This is a genomic window from Aerophototrophica crusticola (assembly GCF_012913305.1).
GTDB lineage: Bacteria > Pseudomonadota > Alphaproteobacteria > Azospirillales > Azospirillaceae > Niveispirillum > Niveispirillum crusticola.
Genome location: NZ_CP051775.1, coordinates 1,885,624 through 1,905,741, shown reverse-complemented (window position 1 = coordinate 1,905,741; position 20,118 = coordinate 1,885,624). Strand labels below are relative to the sequence as shown.

Annotated in this window: 12 protein-coding genes and 3 pseudogenes; 11 read left to right on the top strand and 4 right to left on the bottom strand. The window is 69.4% G+C overall.

Annotated features, from left to right (window positions below; translation table 11 throughout):
- Positions 1 to 16 precede the first annotated feature (16 nt).
- Positions 17 to 2,407 carry a PAS domain-containing protein gene (locus tag HHL28_RS09295; protein ID WP_169655030.1) on the bottom strand — a complete coding sequence of 797 codons (2,391 nt, stop codon included), beginning with the start codon at positions 2,405 to 2,407 and terminating at the stop codon, positions 17 to 19.
- Positions 2,408 to 2,832: 425 nt separating this feature from the next.
- Between HHL28_RS09295 and HHL28_RS09290 the strand changes: the two genes are divergently transcribed.
- A complete protein-coding gene (locus HHL28_RS09290) occupies positions 2,833 to 3,279 on the top strand; it encodes a hypothetical protein (protein WP_169655027.1) in 447 nt (148 codons plus the stop codon).
- Positions 3,246 to 5,387 (top strand): calcium-binding protein, encoded by a 2,142-nt coding sequence (locus HHL28_RS09285; protein WP_169655024.1) that lies wholly within the window; start codon positions 3,246 to 3,248, stop codon positions 5,385 to 5,387. The genes HHL28_RS09290 and HHL28_RS09285 overlap by 34 nt, the downstream gene beginning before the upstream one ends.
- Positions 5,388 to 5,444: 57 nt before the next feature.
- On the opposite strand, the pseudogene HHL28_RS09280 reads toward HHL28_RS09285, so the two are convergent.
- Positions 5,445 to 7,054: pseudogene (locus HHL28_RS09280) on the bottom strand (L-lactate permease).
- Positions 7,055 to 7,304: 250 nt separating this feature from the next.
- On the opposite strand from HHL28_RS09280, the pseudogene HHL28_RS09275 reads away from it, so the two are divergent.
- Positions 7,305 to 8,138, top strand: a pseudogene (locus tag HHL28_RS09275) (cation diffusion facilitator family transporter); the annotation flags it as partial.
- Between the two features lie 131 nt (positions 8,139 to 8,269).
- Here the strand turns inward: HHL28_RS09275 and HHL28_RS09270 are convergent.
- Positions 8,270 to 8,899: a TetR/AcrR family transcriptional regulator gene (locus tag HHL28_RS09270; protein ID WP_075768697.1), complete on the bottom strand. Its 630-nt coding sequence runs from the start codon at positions 8,897 to 8,899 to the stop codon at positions 8,270 to 8,272.
- 229 nt (positions 8,900 to 9,128) lie between these two features.
- Between HHL28_RS09270 and HHL28_RS09265 the strand changes: the two genes are divergently transcribed.
- From HHL28_RS09265 to HHL28_RS09230, 8 genes are all read left to right on the top strand, one after another.
- Positions 9,129 to 10,844: an AMP-binding protein gene (locus HHL28_RS09265; RefSeq protein ID WP_083698724.1), complete on the top strand. Its 1,716-nt coding sequence runs from the start codon at positions 9,129 to 9,131 to the stop codon at positions 10,842 to 10,844.
- 7 nt (positions 10,845 to 10,851) lie between these two features.
- The gene (locus tag HHL28_RS09260; RefSeq protein ID WP_075768698.1) at positions 10,852 to 12,042 is read left to right on the top strand and encodes an acyl-CoA dehydrogenase family protein; all 1,191 of its coding nucleotides are present in this window, start codon (positions 10,852 to 10,854) and stop codon (positions 12,040 to 12,042) included.
- 360 nt (positions 12,043 to 12,402) lie between these two features.
- Positions 12,403 to 13,926 carry an acyl-CoA carboxylase subunit beta gene (locus HHL28_RS09255; RefSeq protein ID WP_404325460.1) on the top strand — a complete coding sequence of 508 codons (1,524 nt, stop codon included), beginning with the start codon at positions 12,403 to 12,405 and terminating at the stop codon, positions 13,924 to 13,926.
- Positions 13,926 to 14,720 (top strand): enoyl-CoA hydratase/isomerase family protein, encoded by a 795-nt coding sequence (locus tag HHL28_RS09250; RefSeq protein ID WP_075768700.1) that lies wholly within the window; start codon positions 13,926 to 13,928, stop codon positions 14,718 to 14,720. The genes HHL28_RS09255 and HHL28_RS09250 overlap by 1 nt, the downstream gene beginning before the upstream one ends.
- Positions 14,717 to 16,630 carry an acetyl/propionyl/methylcrotonyl-CoA carboxylase subunit alpha gene (locus HHL28_RS09245; protein WP_075768701.1) on the top strand — a complete coding sequence of 638 codons (1,914 nt, stop codon included), beginning with the start codon at positions 14,717 to 14,719 and terminating at the stop codon, positions 16,628 to 16,630. The genes HHL28_RS09250 and HHL28_RS09245 overlap by 4 nt, the downstream gene beginning before the upstream one ends.
- The gene (locus tag HHL28_RS09240) at positions 16,630 to 17,499 is read left to right on the top strand and encodes an SDR family oxidoreductase (protein ID WP_075768702.1); all 870 of its coding nucleotides are present in this window, start codon (positions 16,630 to 16,632) and stop codon (positions 17,497 to 17,499) included. Before HHL28_RS09245 ends, HHL28_RS09240 begins: the two co-directional genes overlap by 1 nt.
- Positions 17,499 to 18,356: a BKACE family enzyme gene (locus HHL28_RS09235; RefSeq protein WP_075768703.1), complete on the top strand. Its 858-nt coding sequence runs from the start codon at positions 17,499 to 17,501 to the stop codon at positions 18,354 to 18,356. The genes HHL28_RS09240 and HHL28_RS09235 overlap by 1 nt, the downstream gene beginning before the upstream one ends.
- Before the next feature lie 13 nt (positions 18,357 to 18,369).
- Positions 18,370 to 18,675, top strand: a complete 306-nt coding sequence (locus HHL28_RS09230) for an SCP2 sterol-binding domain-containing protein (RefSeq protein WP_075768704.1) — start codon at positions 18,370 to 18,372, stop codon at positions 18,673 to 18,675.
- Positions 18,676 to 18,878: 203 nt separating this feature from the next.
- Here HHL28_RS09230 and HHL28_RS09225 read toward each other — a convergent pair.
- Positions 18,879 to 20,005: pseudogene (locus HHL28_RS09225) on the bottom strand (acyl-CoA dehydrogenase family protein).
- Between the last annotated feature and the right edge of the window lie 113 nt (positions 20,006 to 20,118).

The following is a 20,118-nucleotide window of genomic DNA, read 5'->3' as shown; positions in this document are numbered from 1 at the left end:
GCCGCCTTCTTGCCGGTCATGTCGGGCAGGTCCAGCACGCAGCGCAGGCCCTGGTCCGTCCATTCGATGCGGTAGTCCCCTGGAGCTGGTGGCGCACCACCATGGACAGCAGGGTGGAGCCGAAGCCTTTGCGCTTGGGCTCCACCGCCGGCGGGCCGCCTTCCTCCTGCCAGGTCAGGCGCAGGCGGGTGCCGTCAAGGGTCCAGGTCACCCGGACCACGCCGGCGGGGACGGACAGGGCCCCGTGCTTGGCGGCGTTGGTGGCCAGCTCGTGCAGGATGAGGCCGATGGACTGGACCACGTCGGGGATGAGCTGCACCGCCGGCCCCTCCAGCAGGACATGGCCCGGCTCGGCGAAGGGCGCCAGCTCGTCCTGCACCAGCCGGTTCAGGTCGGCGCCGGACCAGGCGGCGGTGGCCAGCAGGCTGTGGGCCCGGGCCAGGGCGGAGATGCGCCCCTCCACCGCCGCCACGAGCTGTTCCACCGTGTTGGCGCGGCTCAGGCGGACCACCGCCTGGGCCACGGCCAGGGCGTTCTTGGCCCGGTGGTCAACCTCCCGCATCAGAAGCAGCTGGCGTTCCTCCGCCTCCTTGCGGTCGGTCATGTCGCGGCAGATGCCGGTCATCCGGGAACCGCGGCCCGTCTTGTCGCGCAGCAGTTCACCGCGCAGCAGCAGCCAGCGCCGACTGCCGTCCGGCCGCATGATCCGGAACTCCTGGTCCAGCGGGGCCTCGCCCGCCAGGGTCGCGGCCACGGCCGTCTCCACCCGGGCCCGATCCTCGGGCGTGACGCCGGCGATTAAGCCGTCGAAGCTGGGCTTGACCCCGTCCGGCACGCCCCAGATGCGGCGGTAGGTGGGGGACCAGTGCACGGCGCCGTTGACCAGGTCCCAATCCCAGGTCCCCACGCCCCCCGCTTCCTGCGCCAGGGTGGAGCGCAGCTCGCTCTCCTGAAGGGCGGTCAGGGCGCGCTTCAGGTCGGTGATGTCGAAGACCACGCCGGTCATGGCCTCCGGGCTGCCGTCCGCGGCACCGCGCACCTCCGCCCGGGACAGCATCCAGCGCACAGTCCCGTCGGGCCGCACCACGCGGAACTCCAACTCCAGCCGGGGCCGGCGGCCATCCCATGTCTCCTCCAGCGCCTGCTGGACGCCGGGGCGGTCCTCCGCGTGGATGGGGTCCTGCATCCGTTCCAGGCCGAGTTGCGTGCCGGCCGGCAGTCCCCACAGGGCGTTGACCTGGTCCGACACGATAAGGGCGTTGCTGCCGGCCTGGAGTTCCCACGTGCCGATGCCGCCGGCCTCCTGGGCATAGCGCAGCCATTCCTCGCTGCTGGACAGGTCGGCCAGGGCCTTGTCCAGGTGGGCCGTCCGGTCGGCCACCCGCCGCTCCAGGTCGCTGTTGGCGCTCAACAGTGCGTCGTGGGCCAGTTCGGCCCGGCGGGCATTGCGGAAGGCCAGCAGCACGAACGGCACCAGCAGGGCCAGGCCTGCCAGCACCAGCAGGAGCGACCCGCGCATGCGGCGGACCCACTCCGCCTGCATGTTGTCCACGGCAACGCCATAGACCACCTGCACCGGCAGCTTCTCCAGCGGCACATGGGCGTAGAGGCGCCGGACGCCGTCCGCGGGGCCGTCGGTCTCCAGCGTGCCGGCGGCGCGGGGGCCTGCCAGCAGTTCCGGCACCCTGCCGAAATCGGCGCCCGACCCAAGCTGCGGGAAGCGGGCGAGCACCGTGCCGTCGTCCCTCACCAGCATGATGGTGGTTTTCGAAGCCCGGGCGATGGTGCCGTAGAAGCGCGAGAAATACTCCGGCATCAGCGAGACCTGCGCCACGCCGGCGAAGTTCCCGTCCGCGTCCGCTAACCGTCGGCTGAGGGTGAAGAACACGTCCGGCCGGACACGCCCCAGCAGGGGCGCGCCCACATGGACCCTGTCCGGGTCCGCCCCCTCTTGGTGGGCCCGGAAATATTCGCGGTCGGACACGTCCAGCGAAGGGGCCGGCCAGGTGAAGCTGTTGACGCGCACCTGGCCGGCGGCGTCCATAAGCCAGTATGACTGCACCTCCGGCGCCTGGTCGGCCAGCGAGGTCAGCCAGCGGTGCACCAACGGCGTGCCCGACATGCGGTCCCAGCCCAGCACGTCGTAGGTCCACTGCACGTTCTGCAGCGCCAGGGCGTGGATGCTCAGCACCTTTTCAGCATGTTCCGCCAGCTGCCGGGCGCTGCCCAGCGTGTCGGCGGTGGCCTGCCGATAGACCCGCCCATGTTCCTGCACCCCTAGCAGGGCGAGCAGCCCGGCGGAGACCATGACCGCCACGGCGGAAAGCCACAGGACGGAGCGGGCGGGTGTCAATGGCCGGCCGGCATTGAGGCTCGGCCGGATGGAAGGTGCGGGGGGCATCGGCATCAACAGTTCATGTGCCTTTCGGCGCGCCGGCCACCCTGCCTTTCGGGGGGCCAATCCGCCAACCCTCCTTTTAGCTTAGGCAGACCCGACGGCGCCAGGAAAAGGCGCCGCCCCGCCGCCAGACGGACAAGCAGACGGAAAGTCGTTCAAATCTCCGGGTAAATCACGAGGATTCAGTTATTAAAGTTTGGTTTATCGTTAGGTGAGTCTTAAGCAATCAATAAGAAGATGTCTGGAGATGCCGATAGGTTCAGGGGATTAAAATGAAGTTGGGGGTCCAGACGCATTTCGCCCATGGCTGGAATACAAGCCTTCTCGACACAATCAAGTCACTGGGCATTAACCATATCAGGGACGAGCAGCAATGGGCCAATTGGGAGCCGGTGAAGGGGACTTACTCACCCTCCTGGATGTCCACCCAATACATGGCAAAGGCAAAGGCGGTCGGCGTCCAGCCCCTCGTCCAGCTCGTATTCGGCAACAAGAACTATGATGGCGGTCACGCGCCCTATACGGAGGAGGGGCGTCAGGGTTACGTGAACTATGCATTGGCCATGCTCGACCGCTATGGCGGCCAAGTGAAGCAGGTGGAGATCTGGAACGAATACAATGGTGGGACCTTCGTAACTGGCCCAGCCACCCAGGATCGCATCTTCTATTACACGGAGATGTTGAAGGACGTCTACACGGCCATCAAGGCCAAATATCCCGACGTCCAGGTGGTGGGCGCCTCCACCGTGCGCATCCCGCTGCCCTACCTGGAGAAGCTGTTCCAGGCCGGGGCACTGAATTACATGGACGCGGTCAGCGTGCACCCTACCGCCCCACGCCCGAGGGGGTGGATGAGGAGGTATATGCCCTGCGCGCGCTGATGCGGAAGTACGGCGGGGAGAAGCCGATCATCGCCACCGAATATGGGAAGAAGGTGGACGACGTGGCCGACAGCCCGGCCTATCTGGTGAAGATGACCACGCTCATGGCGTCCTCCGGCGTGGACGCGGCTTACTGGTACGTGTTCAAGGACCACCCGGGCTATGAGCGGATGGGCCTGTTCGACGAGCAGATGAATCCCCACCCGGCCCTGGCCGCCCACCAGTTCCTGCTGAAGAACATGGGGGAAAGCTACACGCCTGTGCGCACGGACGTGGCTGGGCCGCGCATCCAGGCCTTCAAGGTGGCGCCCGACATGCATGTGGTCTGGGGCCTGGACCAGAATGTGAGGTTCGACGGCAGCCGGACCCTGTATGACGCCCGCGGCACGGTGCTGGCGGACGTGCTGAAGATCAGCGACCAGCCGGTCTATGTGCGGGGCGACTTCCAGGTGAAGCTGGACAAGTCCCAGGTCGCGGCTGACACGCTGGCGGACTACAACACGGGCAAGTGGGCCTATTTCGCCCGCTCGGCCGGGACCGGCAAGCTGACACCCCTGTCCGAGCAGGTGCCGGACCCCAACGGTTGGGACATCCATATCGGCATCAGCAGCAACCCGTTCCTGACCGTGGGCCGGGACAACATGATCACGGGCTGGAGCGGCGCGCAGGCCATGCAGCGCTACGTGGCCACCGAGGACGGGATGGTGCGGCTGGATGGGGAATGGTCCATCGCCAACAACCGCAGCACCGGCGTGAAGGCCATCATCATGGTCAACGGCACGTCGGTCTGGTCGTCCAACGTCTATTACGGCACGGACGTGACCCTTCGTAACAAGGTGCTGACCCTCAAGGCGGGGGACAGGGTGGACGTGATCCTGGACCCCGCGGGCTCCAGCGACTTCGACAACACCAAGGTCCATGTGCGCCTGACCTACACCGGCCCGCTGGGCACGGCAGAGGAGGTCTTCGCCAGGTACAACGTGGTCTATGCCGCGGCCGCCCTGGACGGGCGGGTGTTCGGCACGGCGGCCAAGGACGTGCTGGTGGGTTCCGCCGTGGCGGACCTGTCCAGCACCCGGGACGGGTTGCAGGACGTGTTCGTGGCATCCAAGGGTACCAACCTGACCGTACGGAACTATGAGGCCGGGATCGACAAGCTGGACCTGGGCCACTGGGGCTTGGCGGACCCGACGGGGCTGCTGTTCAGCCGCGCCAACGGCAACCTGGTGGTCAGCGGCACGGGCGGCAGCGTCACCCTGGTGGGGGCCGCGGCGCTGACGGACGCGCAGGTGAAGGCGGACCTGCTGTTGGACCCGGTGCTGCATTACCTGGACGTGCCGGTGCGCTACGTGCCGCCGGTGACGATTCCCACGGCGCCGACCCTCAACACCATCCTCGGGACCAGCGCCGGCAACAGCCTGTCCGGTACCGCGGCGGGGGACCTGATGCAGGGGCTGGCCGGCAACGACACGCTGAAGGGCCTGGGCGGCAACGACCGGCTGGAGGGCGGCGACGGCAATGACAGGCTCTATGGCGGGGCGGGGGACGACACGCTCATCGGCGGGGCGGGAACCGACAACGCCGACTTCCGCACCGCCACCACGGGCGTGCGCGTGGATTTGGCCGCCGGTATCGCGACGGGGGAGGGGAGCGACACCCTGTCCGGGATCGAGAACGTCACGGGCTCCAACCATGCCGACACCCTCATCGGCGACGGGCTGCGCAACAGCCTGTGGGGCGGCAAGGGTAACGACGCGATCTTCGGGGCCGGGGACAACGACAAGCTCTACGGCCAGGACGGTGACGACAGCCTGGACGGCGGTGCCGGCAACGATTGGCTGGAAGGGGGGCTGGGCAACGACACCCTGACCGGCGGCAGCGGGGCCGACATCTTCCGCTTCGCCAAGGGCTGGGGCCTGGACACCATCACCGACTTCACCCAAGGGTCCGACAAGATCGACCTGCGCGGGTTGGGGCTGGGCTTCGCGGGGCTCTCCTTCACCGACACGGCGGAGGGGCTTCTGGTGGGCACGGCCTTTGGGCAGGTGATGCTGCTGCTGGGGCTGGACCTGGGGGGCGTGTCGGCGACGGACTTCAAGTTCGTGTGAGGGGGGGAGGCGCCGCCGGGTGGGTCTTGGCCTTGCCCGGCGGCGCCCGATCCGTGCCTACCCCCCGCTGTGGATCACCATGGCGCTGAAGGGCCAGACATAGGCCTGGAGCATCACCACCAGCCCCACCAGGCAGGCCAGGGCGATGGAGTGGAAGAAGACGTAGCGCAGGATGGTACCTTCCTGGTTGGTGAAGCCGGTGGCCGTGGCGGCGACGACGATGGACTGGGCATCGATCATCTTGCCCATCACGCCGCCGGAGCTGTTGGCCGACGCCATCAGGGTGGGGGAGAGGCCGAGCTGCTCCGCGCTGATCCGTTGCAGGCTGCCGAACAGCACGTTGCTGGCCGTGTCGGACCCCGTCAGAGCCACGCCCAGCCAGCCCAGCAGGGTGCCGAAGAACGGGTAGAGGAAGCCGGTCTGGGCAAACGCCAACCCCAAGGTGGCGTCCAGGCCGGAATAGCGGGTGGTGTAGCCCAGGGACAGCATGGCCGCGATGGTCAGCAGGCTGTAGCGGACCGTCCAGAGCGTCCGCCCATAGGTGCGCAGCAATCCTGCGGGGCTGAACCCCATCAGGAAGCCGCTGATGATGGCGGAGATCAGGATGCCCGTCCCCGTCATGGACAGGATGTTGAACTTGAAGACCGCGGCCTCCGGCGCCGGGGCAGCCACCACGGGCGGCACCCGCTGCACCATCTTGTCCAGCCCCTCCACCGCGTAGGACGGGGCGAAGATGCCGTCCAGGACGGTCTTCACCTGGGGGATGCCCCAAATGAAGACCAGCACCGACAGGATCAGCCAGGGCGCCCAGGCGCGGACCAGCAGGGACCGGTCATGGCCGTGGTCGTGGGGCGTCAGGTCCACCGGCCCGCCGTCCGGGGCGGCCCCGCTGGGGGAGGTCCAGACCTGGGCCGGGCGCCAGACCTTCAGGAAGCCGGTGAGGCAGAGGATGGAGACGATGGCCGCCACCACGTCCACCAGCCAGGGCCCGTGATAGTTGGAGACGAGGAACTGCGGCACGGCGAAGCTGACCCCTGCCACCAGGATGGCCGGCCAGATCTGCCACATGCCGCGGAACCCGGCGAAGGCCACGATCAGCCAGAAGGGCACCAGCACGCTGAAGAAGGGCAGCTGCCGCCCGATCATGGCGGACAGATCCTCCAGCGGCAGGTTGGTCACGCCCGCCAGCGCGATCACCGGCGTGCCCAGCGCGCCATAGGCCACGGGGGCCGTGTTGGCGATCAGCGACAGGCCCGACGCGGCCAGGGGCGAGAAGCCGAGGCCGATCAGGATGGCCCCGTCACCGCCACCGGCGTGCCGAACCCGGCCGCCCCCTCGAAGAAGGCGCCGAAGGCGAAGGCGATCAACAGGAGCTGCAAGCGCCGGTCCACGGTGATGCCGGTGATGCTCTCCTGCAGCACCTTGAACAGGCCTTTCTCCTCCGTCAGCTTGTAGAGGAAGATGATGTTCAGCACGATCCAGCCGATGGGGAACAGCCCGTAGGCCGCGCCGAACAGGGCCGTCTTGCCCGCCATGTCCGCCGGCATGCCGAAGACGAACACCGCCACCAGCAGGGCGGAGGCGAGGCCCAGCAGGGCCGCCGTGTGCGCTTTCATGTGCAGGAAGCCCAGGCCCCCCAGCAGCACCAGCACCGGGATGCCGGCCATGACCGTGGAAAGCCATGGGTTGCCGAGCGGATCGTAGACCTGTGACCAAGGCATGCCGGTAAACCCCTGCCGCGGGAATCGTGAGCTGACCGGCCTGCAATACCCTGAAGGTCTGTAGGGTTTCCTGCATGGATGGGGGTACGGCAGAAGGGGCATCCCACCCGGATGGCCGGAAAGTGCCGGGCGGGGTGCGGATTTGCGGCCCGGGCTGTTGCACCGGCCCTTCCCGCCGCAAACCCCCGGGGTCCCCATGGCCGCCCATGGCTCGAAAGCCGTCGTCTATGCCGCGCTCGCCGGCAACCTGGCCATCGCCGCCACCAAGTTCGCCGCCGCCGCCTATACCGGCAGCTCCGCCATGCTGAGCGAGGCGGTGCATTCCACCGTGGACACGGGCAACCAGGGCCTGCTGCTGTACGGCATGCGGCGGGCCGCCCGGCCGGCCACGCCCGACCACCCGTTCGGCCATGGTTTGCAGCTGTATTTCTGGGCTTTCGTCGTCGCCATCCTGATCTTCGGCCTGGGTGCGGGCGTGTCGATCTATGAGGGCGTGGACAAGGTGCGGAACCCCCATCCGGTGGAGAGCCCCTGGGTCAACTATGTGGTGCTGGGCCTGTCCATCCTGTTCGAGGGGGCGAGTTGGACCGTGGCGCTGAAGGAGTTCCGCCGCCATGCCGGCCGCCGGGGCCTGCTGGCCGGCATCCACAGCAGCAAGGACCCCAGCGTCTTCACCGTGCTGTTCGAGGACACGGCCGCCCTGACCGGGCTGGTCATCGCCCTGGCCGGTATCTATGCGGCAGAGGCCCTGGGCGACCCGCGGCTGGACGGGGTCGCCTCCATCGCCATCGGGGTGGTGCTGGCCATCACCGCCATGATGCTGGCCCGGGAGTGCCAGCGCCTGCTGACAGGGGAGAGCGTGGACCCGGAGGTGCGCCGGGACATCCGCCGCATCGCGGGGGAGCAGGCGGGCGTGCGCGGGGTCAACGACCTGCTGAGCATGCATTTCGGGCCGAACGACGTGTTCGTGGCCCTGTCCCTGGACTTCGACGACAGCCTGCCGGCGGGGGAGGTGGAGCGGGTGGTGACCCGGGTGGAGCGGCAGGTGCGCGCCGCCCACCCCATCGTCTCCCGCATCTTCGTGGAGGCGCAGTGTTTCCAGGCCCATGGCCGGGGATCGGCGCCTCCCCGGCGGCGGCGGCCCTGGGCGGCGACTGACCGTCAGCCCGCGGCTGCGGCCTCGTCCACGAAGACCAGCCGGTCGCCCAGCATGTCCGCCCACTGGTCCAGCACCCGCTCCACCAGGGCGGGGTCCCGGTACAGGCCTGCCTCCAGCGACAGGCCGCGCAGCAGGGTGAAGGTCATGCCCACCAGAAGGGCGGGATCGCTGCCGTCGCGGGTGCGGAACAGGGTGCCCACCGCGGCGGCGAGGCTGAGGGACAGGCGGCGCAGCACCGGCTCGATCCGGCCGCGCAGCTCCGCGTCGCTGCGCACGGCGACGAAGATCTCCAGGATGGCGTCATAGCGGGGGCTGGCCACCAGCTTGCGCCAAGCGTCGCGCACGAAGCCCCGCACCCGGTCCTCCCCCGGCCGCAGCCGGTGCGCCATCTCCACGGTCCGGGCCAGGGCGCCGTCCAGCAGGTACTCTGCGGCCGCGGTCACCAGGTCCAGCTTGCTGCCGAAATGGTGCTGCATGGCCCCGCGGGACAGGCCGGCGATCTCCGCCACCCGCAGGGTCGTGGTGCCGGCATAGCCGTGGGCGGCGAGGCAGTCGATCGTCGCCTCACACAGCCGCCGCCGCGCCTCCGCGCTGCGCTCCCCTTGTGTCCGCCGTGCCGTGCTGGTGGCCATTTGTCTTCCCCGGTGAAGGGGCAGGATGCGATGGGGGCGGGGAAAAAACAATATGGTGTGAATGGAAGTTCATCTGAGAACAGGTGGTGCCTTGAAGATAGCTCGCCTCCCCACCGCCCCATTGACACGCCCCAAATTCCAATCCAACCTGCATGCAAATGGGATGGGGCCGCGCCAGTCGGGGAAACCGGCGGCGCAGTCAGGGCCCCGATCCCTGGGGAGGTGACGCATGGATGGCTCCGCCTGGGTGCGTGGGTCGCCGGGGGCGGCAGGGGACATGGCCCTGCCGCCGACCCTGGTGGCTTTCCTGGAGGCCCGTTGCGCCCGTTACGGCGCCCGACCGGCCATGCGCTGCGCCCTGCCAAACGGCATGGCCGGCACCCTGACCTTCAACCAGTTGGCGGAGGCATCGGACGCCGTGGCCCTCTGGCTGCGGGAGGAGCTGGGCCTGCCCCATGGCGCGGTGGTGGCCGTGCAGGGGCCCAACTGCCTGGCCTTCCCCGTCATCTTCTGGGGTGCGCTGAAGGCGGGCATGGTGCCCACCGCCATCAACCCGCTCTACACCCCGCGGGAGGTGTCGGACCAGCTTAAGGCCGCCAAGGCCCGGGTGCTGTTCGTCCTGGACGCGCTGGCCGGTAAATTGGACATGGTGCTGGAGCAGGCGGGCCCGCTGCCGGTGGTCACCTTCGGCATCGCCGAGTTCTTTGCGAGGCCCACCCGCGCCTTCATCCATTTCATGCTGCGCCGGGTGAAGCGGATGGTGCCGCCCATCCCGGTGGAACACCGGCGCTTCGACGACATCCTGGCCCGGGGGCAGGCCCTGCGGGTCCGCGGCGGGGCGGAGCGGGTGCGGGCCTATGGCGAGGCGGTGACGGGGGATGACACGGTCACCCTCTGGTTCACCGGCGGCACCACCGGCAAGTCCAAGGGCGTGGTGCACACCCACCGCAGCCTGCTGGCCAGCATGGCGCTGATCAACCACGCCTTCGCGGAGCCTTGGAAGACCGAACCGCCGCGCACCCTGCTGGTGCTGCCCTTCTACCACATCTTCGGCGTGGGCATGATGCTCCAGGCCCTGGAGCTGGGCGGGGAAATCATCCTGATCCCCAACCCTCGGCCCCTGACCAACCTTAAGAAGTCCATCGAGCGGTTCCACCCCACCTTCCTGCCGGGCGTGCCCACCCTGTTCGCCAACCTGGCCAACCAGGATTGGTTCGTCCCCGCCGCCAAGCCGCACCTGCGCCTGTGCTTGGCCGGCGCCGCCCCGCTGACCCCGGCGACGCAACAGCGCTGGCGCCAAGTGATGGGCCAGCCGATCCATGAGCTGTACGGCATGACCGAGTGTGGCCTCGCCACCGCCACGCCGCTGGATGGGCAGGACCATACCGGGTCCATCGGCCGCCTGCTGCCCGGCCTGTCGGCCCGCATCGTGGACGCCGGGGGCAACGAGGTCCCTGACGGGGAACCTGGGGAACTGCTGCTGCGCGGCCCCCAGGTGATGAAGGGCTATTTGGACCAGCCGGCGGAGACGGCGGCCACCTTGCGCGACGGCTGGCTGCATACGGGCGACGTGGTGGTGCGCGACCCGGGCGGGTTCCTGCGCATCGTGGACCGGCGCAAGGACATGCTGCTGGTCAGCGGCTTCAACGTCTATCCCAGCGAGATCGAGGCGGTGATCGCCGAACATCCGGGCGTGCTGGAATGCGCCGTCATCGGCGTACCCGACGACGCGACGGGGGAGGCGCCGAAGGCCTTCGTCGTGGCCCGCGACCCCGCCCTGACCGTGGATGCCGTGCGTGAGCACTGCAAGGAACGCCTCACCAACTACAAGCGGCCACGGCAGGTGGAGATCATCCCGGAGTTGCCCAAGACCCCCGTGGGCAAGGTGCTGAAGCGTGAGCTTCGCCTGCGCGCCGCCCCCGTTTCCCCATTCCACGCCCCCTGAGGACCCCATGCAGTTCACCCAGGAACACAAGGAACTGGCCCGCACGGTCGCCCGCTTCGTGAAGGAGGAGATCGACCCCCACGCCGACCAGTGGGAGGCGGAGGGAATCTTCCCGGCCAAGGAGTTGTTCGGGAAGATGGCGAAGCTGGGCTTGCTGGGCATCAACATGCCGACCGAGTATGGCGGGCTGGGTCTGGACTTCAGCTATTCCGCCGTGTTCGCGGAGGAGATCGGCGCCACCCGGGCTCCCGGCGTGGGCATGGGCATCGGCGTCCACACCAACATGGCCACGCCGGCACTTGCCCGCTTCGGCACGGATGAGCTGCGGCGGGAGTTCCTGGCCCCCTCCATCGCGGGGGAACTGGTGTCGTGCCTGGGCGTGTCGGAGGTGGGGGCGGGGTCCGACGTCGCCTCTATCCGCACCGTGGCCCGCAAGGACGGGGACGACTACGTCATCGACGGCGGCAAGATGTGGACCACAAACGGCACCCAGGCGGACTGGATGTGCCTGCTGGCCATCACCGGCGACGGGCCGCCGCACAAGAACAAGTCCCTGATCTGCGTGCCCATGAAGGCGAAGGGCGTCAGTGTCGCCCGGCAGTTGGACAAGATGGGCATGCGGTCCAGCGACACGGCACAGATTTTCTTCGACGGCGTTCGTGTCCCCCGGCGGTTTCTGATCGGGGAGGAGGGCATGGGCTTCACCTACCAGATGCTCCAGTTCCAGGAGGAGCGGATGTGGGGCGCGGCCAGCGTGCTGAAGTCCATGGACCTGATCATCGAGGACACCATCGCCTATACCCGCGACCGGGTGGCCTTCCAGAAGCCCATCCTGGACAACCAAGTGGTCCATTTCCGCCTGGCCGAGCTGAAGACGGAGGTGGAGGCGCTGCGCTCCCTCACCTATCGGGCGGTGGAGACCTTCTGCCGCGGCAAGGACGCGACACAACTCGCCAGCATGGCGAAGCTGAAGGCCGGGCGGTTGCTGCGGGAGCTGACGGATGCCTGCCTGCAATATTACGGCGGCATGGGCTTCATGAACGAGACCCTGATCAGCCGCCATTACCGCGACGGTCGCCTGATGAGCATCGGCGGCGGGGCCGACGAGGTGATGCTGTCCATCATCTGCAAATACATGGGCACCCTGCCGAAGATTCGGTTCGGGACGGAGGCGCTGGAGCGGCAGGCGGCGGAGTAGGAGGATCGCGCCGTTTTTCCGACGCCTGGATTGTTGCCGAACGGCGCCGCTTCGTCCCCTCCCCCATGGGGGGAGGGACAGGGAGAGGGGAGGCCAGACCAGGACAGCAGGTGCCTGACCGCAGGTTTCCCCTTCCGGCGAGGCCCTAACCCCTCTCCCTGTCCCTCTCCCTCAGGGAGAGGGGACGCTGGGGTGAGGTTCGGCCCTATTTACGGCAGTTCCGCAACCCTAGGCACAGATACTTGATTGAAGAGAACGAACCACCCCGATGCCAGTATTGAACCCCACCCTCGACCCATCTTCCGACGACTTCGCCCGCAACCGCGCCGACATGATGGCGCTGCTGGGGAGGTGCGGGATTTGCACGGGCGCATCCGGGCCAACGCCGAACGCCAGGCAGAGAAGTTCGCCAAGCGGGGCCAGATGCTGCCCCATGACCGGGTGGCGGCCCTGCTGGACCGGGGCAGCGACTGGCTGGAGGTTGCCCCCTTCGCCGGCACCGGCATGCATGACGACGACGGCCAGGGGGAGGCGCAGGGGGGCAACGTCATCGCCGGGATCGGCTTCGTGGCCGGGCGGCGGGTGATGGTGGCGGCGAGCAACAGTGCCATCAAGGGCGGTGCCATCAGCCCCATGGGCCTGCGCAAGACCCTGCGGCTCCAGGAACTGGCCCTGCTGAACCGGCTGCCCCTGGTGACCCTGGCGGAGAGCGCAGGCGCCAACCTGACCTACCAGTCGGAGATGTTCGTGGAGGGCGGGCGCAGCTTCGCCAACCAGGCCCGCCTGTCCGCCGCCGGAATCCCGCAGGTAACCGTGGTCCATGGCTCCAGCACGGCGGGTGGCGCCTACCTGCCTGGGCTGTCCGACTATGTGATCCTGGTGCGGGGCAAGGCGAAGGTGTTCCTGGCCGGCCCGCCCCTGCTGAAGGCCGCGACGGGGGAGATCGCCACGGACGAGGAGCTGGGCGGCAGCGACCTGCACGCCCGCGTCGCCGGCACGGGCGAGTTCGTGGCGGAGGATGATGCCGACGCCATCCAGGTGGCGCGGGAGGTGTTGGCGAGGGCAGCGCCCGCCTTGCCCGCGATGAACCCGCCGAGGCAGCCGCGCCCGCCCCGGTTCAGCCCGGACGAGCTGGCAGGTGCCGTGCCCGTGGACTATCGCCGGCCCTATGACGTGCGGGAGGTTCTGGCGCGGTTGCTGGACGGGTCAGAGTTCCTGGACTTCAAGGCGGAATACGGCCCGGCCACCGTCTGCGGCTGGGGCGACGTGGAGGGCTGGCCCTGCGGCTTCATCGGCAACAATGGCCCGATCGACCCGGCCGGCAGCGTGAAGGCGGCGCAGTTCATCCAGCTCTGCAACCAGTCCGGCACGCCAATCTGCTTCCTGCAGAACACCACGGGCTACATGGTGGGGACGGAGGCGGAGCGGGGCGGGATCGTCAAGCATGGCTCCAAGATGATCCAGGCGGTCGCCAACTCCGCCGTCCCCCACGTGACCTTCCTCATCGGCGGCAGCTTCGGGGCGGGGAACTATGGCATGTGCGGCCGGTCCTACGACCCCCGCTTCATCTTCGCCTGGCCAAACGCCCGCACCGCCGTGATGGGCCCGGAACAGGCCGCCACCGTCATGGGCATCCTGATGGAGGAGAAGGTCCGGCGGTCCGGCAGCGAGATGGAGCCCGCCGTGCTGGACGCCATGAAGGCCAAGATGGTGAAGCGAATGGAGCCGGAGACGACCGCCCTGTTCGGCAGCGCGCGCCTGTGGGACGACGGCATCATCGACCCCCGCGACACCCGCCGCGTCCTGGCCTTCTGCCTGGCCACGGCGCGGGAGGCGGAAACCAGGGCCCTGCGGCCCAACAGCTTCGGCGTGGCGAGGGGGTAATGGGGTACGAGACGATCCTGGCCGAGCGCACGGGCTGGACGCTGCATGTGACGCTCCACCGCCTGGAATCCCGCAACGCCATGAACGGGGCGATGGTGGGGGAGTTGTCCGCCGTCTTCGCCGAGGCGGCGGCGGACGACACCCTGCGCGCGGTGGTGCTGCGCGGCGCGGGCGGGACCTTCTGCGCGGGCGGGGACCTGCGCGACATGGGCGGCGGGTTGGGCGACGATCCCGCCGCCGGCTTGGCCAAGGTGAACCGGGCCTTCGGCGCGCTGCTGGAGCAGGCGGAGGCGCTGCCGCAGGTGCTGGTGGCGGTAGTGGAGGGGGGCGCCATGGGGGGCGGGTTCGGGCTGGTGGCCGTGTCGGACATCGCCATCGCCAGCGACACGGCCAGCTTCGGCCTGCCGGAGGTCAAGCTGGGCCTGGTCCCCGCCCAGATCGCCCCCTTTGTCGCCCGCCGCATCGGGCTGCCCGCCACGCGGCGGCTGGCCCTGACGGGTGGGAAGCTGGACGGTAGCCAAGCCCTGGCCCTGGGGCTGGTGCACCAGATCGTGCCCGCAGGCGGGCTGGACGCGGCCCTCACCGCCACCCTCGACCAGATTCGCGCCTGCGCCCCGAAGGCGGTGGCCGCCACCAAGCGCCTGCTGAACCGGGTTGGGCAGGAACCCACCGGCGCCCTGCTGGATGAGGCCGCAAGCCTGTTCGCCCAGGCCGCCCTGGGTCGGGAGGCCATGAAGGGCATCCCCGCCTTCCTGTCCAAGCAACCGGCCCCGTGGGCGAAGGGGGACGCATGAGCTTCCGCCGCATCCTCATCGCCAACCGGGGGGAGATCGCCTGCCGCATTGCCCGTACGGCCAAGCGGCTGGGCTATGGGACGGTGGCCGTCTATTCCGACGCCGACGCGGGCGCGCTGCACACCAGGCTTGCCGACCAGGCTGTCCGCATCGGCCCGGCCGCGGCGGCGCAGTCCTACTTGTCCATCCCGGCCCTGCTGGATGCCGCCCGGCGCTCAGGCGCGGACGCGGTGCATCCCGGCTATGGCTTCCTGTCGGAGAACGCGGACTTCGCCCAGGCGGTGGTGGAGGCTGGGCTGGTCTTCATCGGGCCGGCGCCATCCGCCATCCGCGCCATGGGCTCCAAGCGGCTGGCGAAGGAGCGGGTGGCGGCCCATGGGGTGCCGGTGCTGCCGGGCTATACGGGGGCGGACCAGTCGCTTGACCGGCTGGTGGGGGAGGCCGGGAGGATCGGCCTGCCGCTGATGGTGAAGGCCAGCGCCGGCGGGGGCGGCAAGGGGCTGCGGCCGGTGCGGGACCCGGCCGAGCTGCGCCCGGCCCTGGAGCGGGCGGCCGCGGAGGCGCTGGCCAGCTTCGGCGATGGGGAGCTGATCCTGGAGCGTGCCCTGCTGGACCCGCGCCACGTGGAAATCCAAATCTTCGGCGACCGGCACGGGAATATCATCCACCTGGGCGAACGGGACTGCTCCGTCCAGCGGCGCCACCAGAAGGTGGTCGAGGAGGCACCGAGCCCTGCCTTGACGCCCGAGCTGCGGGCGGAGATGGGGGCCGCCGCCGTGGCCGCGGCGTGCACGGTGGACTATGTGGGCGCGGGCACGGTGGAGTTCCTGCTGGACGGGGACGGCCGCTTCTACTTCATGGAGATGAACACCCGCCTGCAGGTGGAGCACCCGGTGACGGAGGCCATCACCGGGCTGGACCTGGTGGAGTGGCAGTTGCGGGTGGCGGCGGGGGAGCCCTTGCCCCTGGCCCAGGACCAGGTGCGGAGCTGCGGCCACGCCATCGAGGTGCGGTTGTATGCGGAGGACGCAGGCAGAGGCTTCCTGCCCCAGACCGGCCCGGTGCTGGCCTGGGTGCCGCCGGACGGGGTGCGGGTGGACCATGGCTTGGTTGAGGGCCAGCCGGTCACGCCCCACTACGACCCCATGCTGGCCAAACTCATCGCGTCCGGCGCGACGCGGGAGGAAGCGCGGCGGCGGCTGGTGCGGGCGCTGGGGGAGACGCGGCTGCACGGGGTTGTCACTAACCGCGCCTTCCTGGCCCAGGTGCTGGAGACGCCGGCCTTCGTGGAGGGGCGGGCGACCACGGGCCTGCTCAACGACTTCGTGGTGGGGGACGCGGCGCCGGATTTGGTGGTCCAGGCCATCGCCGCCGCGATCCTGGCCGGCAAACTCGGCTGGTGGAGCCATGGCACGCCGACGGCGCGGCTCCGCCTCGCCTGGGACGGGGGCGAGGCGCTGGCGGCGGTGACGCCGGAGGGGGTTGCCGTCGGCGGGGAGACCCTGGCCGTCAGCCTTGTCGGGGAGTGCGGCGGACAGGCCACGGTGACGGTGGACGGGGGGACGCACACCCTGCCGGTCACCCGGGACGGGAATGCCCTGTGGCTGGACTGGCAGGGCCGGACCTACGTGCTTGAGGACGCGCCCCTGTCCAAGGCGGCGAAGCGCGACGGGGCGGCGGCGGACACGGTGCTGTCGCCCATGCCAGGGACCGTGGTGGAGCTGGCGGTGGAAGCCGGCCAAGCCGTGGCCAAGGGGCAGAAGCTGATGGTGCTGGAGGCCATGAAGATGCAGTTGGAGCTGAAGGCCCCCGCCGCGGGCGTGGTGGCGGAGCTGCCGGTGCGGCAGGGCCAGCAGGTACCGGCCCGGGCGCTGCTGGCCCGGCTGGACTTGGGCGGGGAGGGCCTGTGATGTCGTCCTACCGCTCCGCCTTCCGCCCCGGCTTGTTCGACGGCCAGGTGGTGATCGTCACCGGCGGCGGGTCCGGCATCGGCCGCTGCACGGCGCATGAGCTGGCCAGCCTGGGTGCCAAGGTGGCGCTGCTGGGCCGCAACCCGGACAAGCTGGAAACCGTCCGGGCGGAGATTGAAGGGGAAGGCGGCGAGGCCGCCTGCTTCCCCTTGGACATACGGGAGGAGCCAGCGGTGGAGGCCGCGGTGGCGGCGGTGCTGGCCCGCTTCGGCCGCATCGACGGGCTGGTCAACAACGCCGGCGGCCAGTTCCCGGCACCCCTGGCCGCCATCAACCAGAAGGGCTGGGAGGCGGTGGTGCGCACCAACCTGACCGGCGGCTTCCTGGTGGCGCGGGCCTGCTTCATCCAATGGATGGCCGACCATGGCGGGTCCATCGTCAACATCGTCGCCGACATGTGGAATGGCATGCCCGGCATGGGCCACAGCGGTGCTGCCCGGGCCGGCATGGTGAACTTCACGGAGACGGCGGCCTTCGAGTGGGCGGGGTGTGCCGTGCGGGTCAACGCCGTCGCCCCCGGCTGGATCGCCAGCAGCGGCATGGACAGGTACCCACCGCACATGCGGGACATCATCCGCGGCTTGGCCGAGCATGTGCCCTTGGGCCGGCTGGGGCTGGAGGCGGAGGTGGCGGCGGCCATCACCTTCCTGCTGTCCCCCGCCGCGGCCTTCATCAGCGGCACCACCTTGCGGGTGGACGGGGCGGCCCCGAACTTCAAGCCCCACTGGCCCGCCGCCAAGGGCAAGCCGGCCCCGGAATGGGACGCCTTCCCCCTGGCCAGCAAGCCGTCCGTGCTGGGGGAGGGGTGATGTCCAAGGTCATCCTCACCGCCGCCCTGAACGGCGTCCTGACCGACCCCGCCCGCTTCAACGTGCCGGTGACGCCGGAGGAGATGGCAAGGGCCGCCCGCGGGGCGCGGGATGCGGGCGCTTCAATCGTCCACATCCACTACCGCGCCCAGAAGCCCGGCCGCGGCCACCTGCCCAGCTGGGACCCCGCCGTCGCTGCCGCCATCACGGAGGCGATCCGGGCGGAAGTGCCGGACATCATCGTCAACAGCACCACCGGCACCATCGGGCCGGACATCGCGGGGCCCCTGGACTGCCTGCGCGCCGTCAGGCCGGAGATCGCCGCCGCCAACGCCGGCACGCTGAACTACCTGAAAGCCACGTCAGAGGGGCAGTGGGCCTGGCCGCCCATGGTGTTCGACAACCCGGTGGAGAAGCTGCAAGCCTATCTGGACGCGATGGCCGAGATCGGCGCCGTGCCGGAGTTCGAGTGCTTCGACATCGGCATCGTCCGGTCTGTTAGCCTTTACCAGCAGGTGGGCATGGTAAGGCGTCCGCCGCAGGTGAACTTCGTCATGGGGGTCGCGTCGGGCATGCCGGCGGACCCGGACCTGCTGCCGATCCTGCTGAAGTACCTGCCAGCCGGTGCCTCCTGGCAGACCACGGTGATCGGACGGGCAGAGGTCTGGGCCGTGCACCGCCGCGCCGCGGAGCTGGGCGGGCATCTGCGCACGGGGCTGGAAGATACCTTCTACCTGCCCGACGGCAGCCGCGCCGATGGCAACGCAAGGCTCATCGAACAGTTGGCATCCCTGGCGCGGGAGGCGGGCCGCGAGGTTGCCAGCCCCGCCGAGACCCGCGCGATCCTTTCCCTCTGACCTGGAGACAGCCATGACGCTGGACGAGTTCGAAGCCGCCCTGAAGGCCAACCCCGCCAACTTCGCCGGCCTGGGCGGGCTGGTGCGGTTCGATTTCGCCAATGACGGCCAGCTCTTCATCGACGGCCGCCAGGAACCACCGACCGTCAGCCGCACAGCGGAGGGCGATCCCAAGACCACCCTCGCCATCCCCTTGCCGGAGCTGGTGAAGATCTATAGGGGGGAGAGCAACCCCATGATGGCCTTCACCACAGGCAAGCTGAAGGTCAACGGCGACATGGGCCTGGCCATGAAGCTGGGGAACATGCTGGAGGAGTGAGGTTCACCCCTCACCCGGGCGCTGTCGCGCCCGACCTCTCCCGCAAGGGGAGAGGACTACCTGGTGCTGCTCCCGGCCATTCAACTCATCCGGCCAACGCCACCCGCTCCGCAGTCGGCGTTGCACCATTCGTATCGGCAGCGTACCTGACCTCTCCCCTTGCGGGAGAGGTCGGCCCGCTCGCGGGCCGGGTGAGGGGTATGCTACAGCGCCCTGGCGATGATCAGTTTCTGCACGTCGCTGGTGCCCTCATAGATTTGGCAGACGCGGACGTCGCGGTAGATGCGTTCCACCGGGTAGTCCTTCAGGTAACCATAGCCCCCAGCGTCTGGATGGCGGCGGAGCACACCGCCTCCGCCGTCTCCGACGCCACCAGCTTGGCCATGCAGGCCTCCGTCAGGCAGGGGCGGCCGGAATCCTTCAGGCTGGCGGCGTGCAGGACCAGTTGCCGGGCCGCCTCCAGCCGCGCCGCCATGTCGGCCAAGCGGAAGCCCACCGCTTGGTGCTCGACGATGGGCTTGCCGAAGGTGACGCGGTCCTTGGCGTACTGGATGGCGTAGTCCAGGGCCGACTGGGCCATGCCCACGCTCTGCGCCGCGATGCCGATGCGGCCTGTCTCCAGGTTCGCCAGGGCGATACGGTAGCCGTCCCCCTCCCGCCCCAACAGGGCGTCCAGGGGCAACTCCAGATCCTCGAAGACGATCTGGCAGGTATCGCTGGCCTTCTGGCCCAGCTTGTCCTCGACCTTCGCCACCACATAGCCCTTGGCGTCGGTGGGCACGACGAAGGCGGAGATGCCCTTCTTCCCGGCTTCCGGGTCCGTCACGGCGAAGACGATGGCGACGCCGCCAATCTTGCCTGAGGTGATGAACTGCTTCGACCCGTTCAGCACCCAGCGGTCCCCCACCTTGCGGGCGCGGGTCTTCAGTGCGCTGGCGTCGCTGCCCGCCTGCGGCTCCGTCAGGCAGAAGGCGCCGATGCACTCCCCCGACGCCATGCGGGGCAGCCAGCGGTCCTTCTGGGCATCGCTGCCCATGGCGACGATGGCGGCGGCCACGGGGCTGTTGTGGACGCTCATCACCGTGCTGGTGGCGCCGTCGCCTGCCGCGATCTCCATCAGCGCCAAGGCGTAGGAGACATAGTCGCCCTGGGCCCCGCCATAGGCCTCCGGGATGGACATGCCCAGGAAGCCCAGCTCCCCCATCTCCGTCAGCAGCGCCCGCGGCAGCTCCCCCGCCTCCTCGAACGCCGCCGCGTTGGGGGCCAGCCGATCCTGCGCGAAGCGGCGGGCCATGTCGCGGATCATCGTCTGGTCGTCGGTCAGGATCATGGCAGGGGCCCGGGCAAGGGTTGGAATGTTGCGCGACACATTATTGCGCGGGGGCGGGAGGGGCAAGGGGGGAGGCGGGGAGGGGGATGCAGGGCACGGGAGGTCATCCCGGG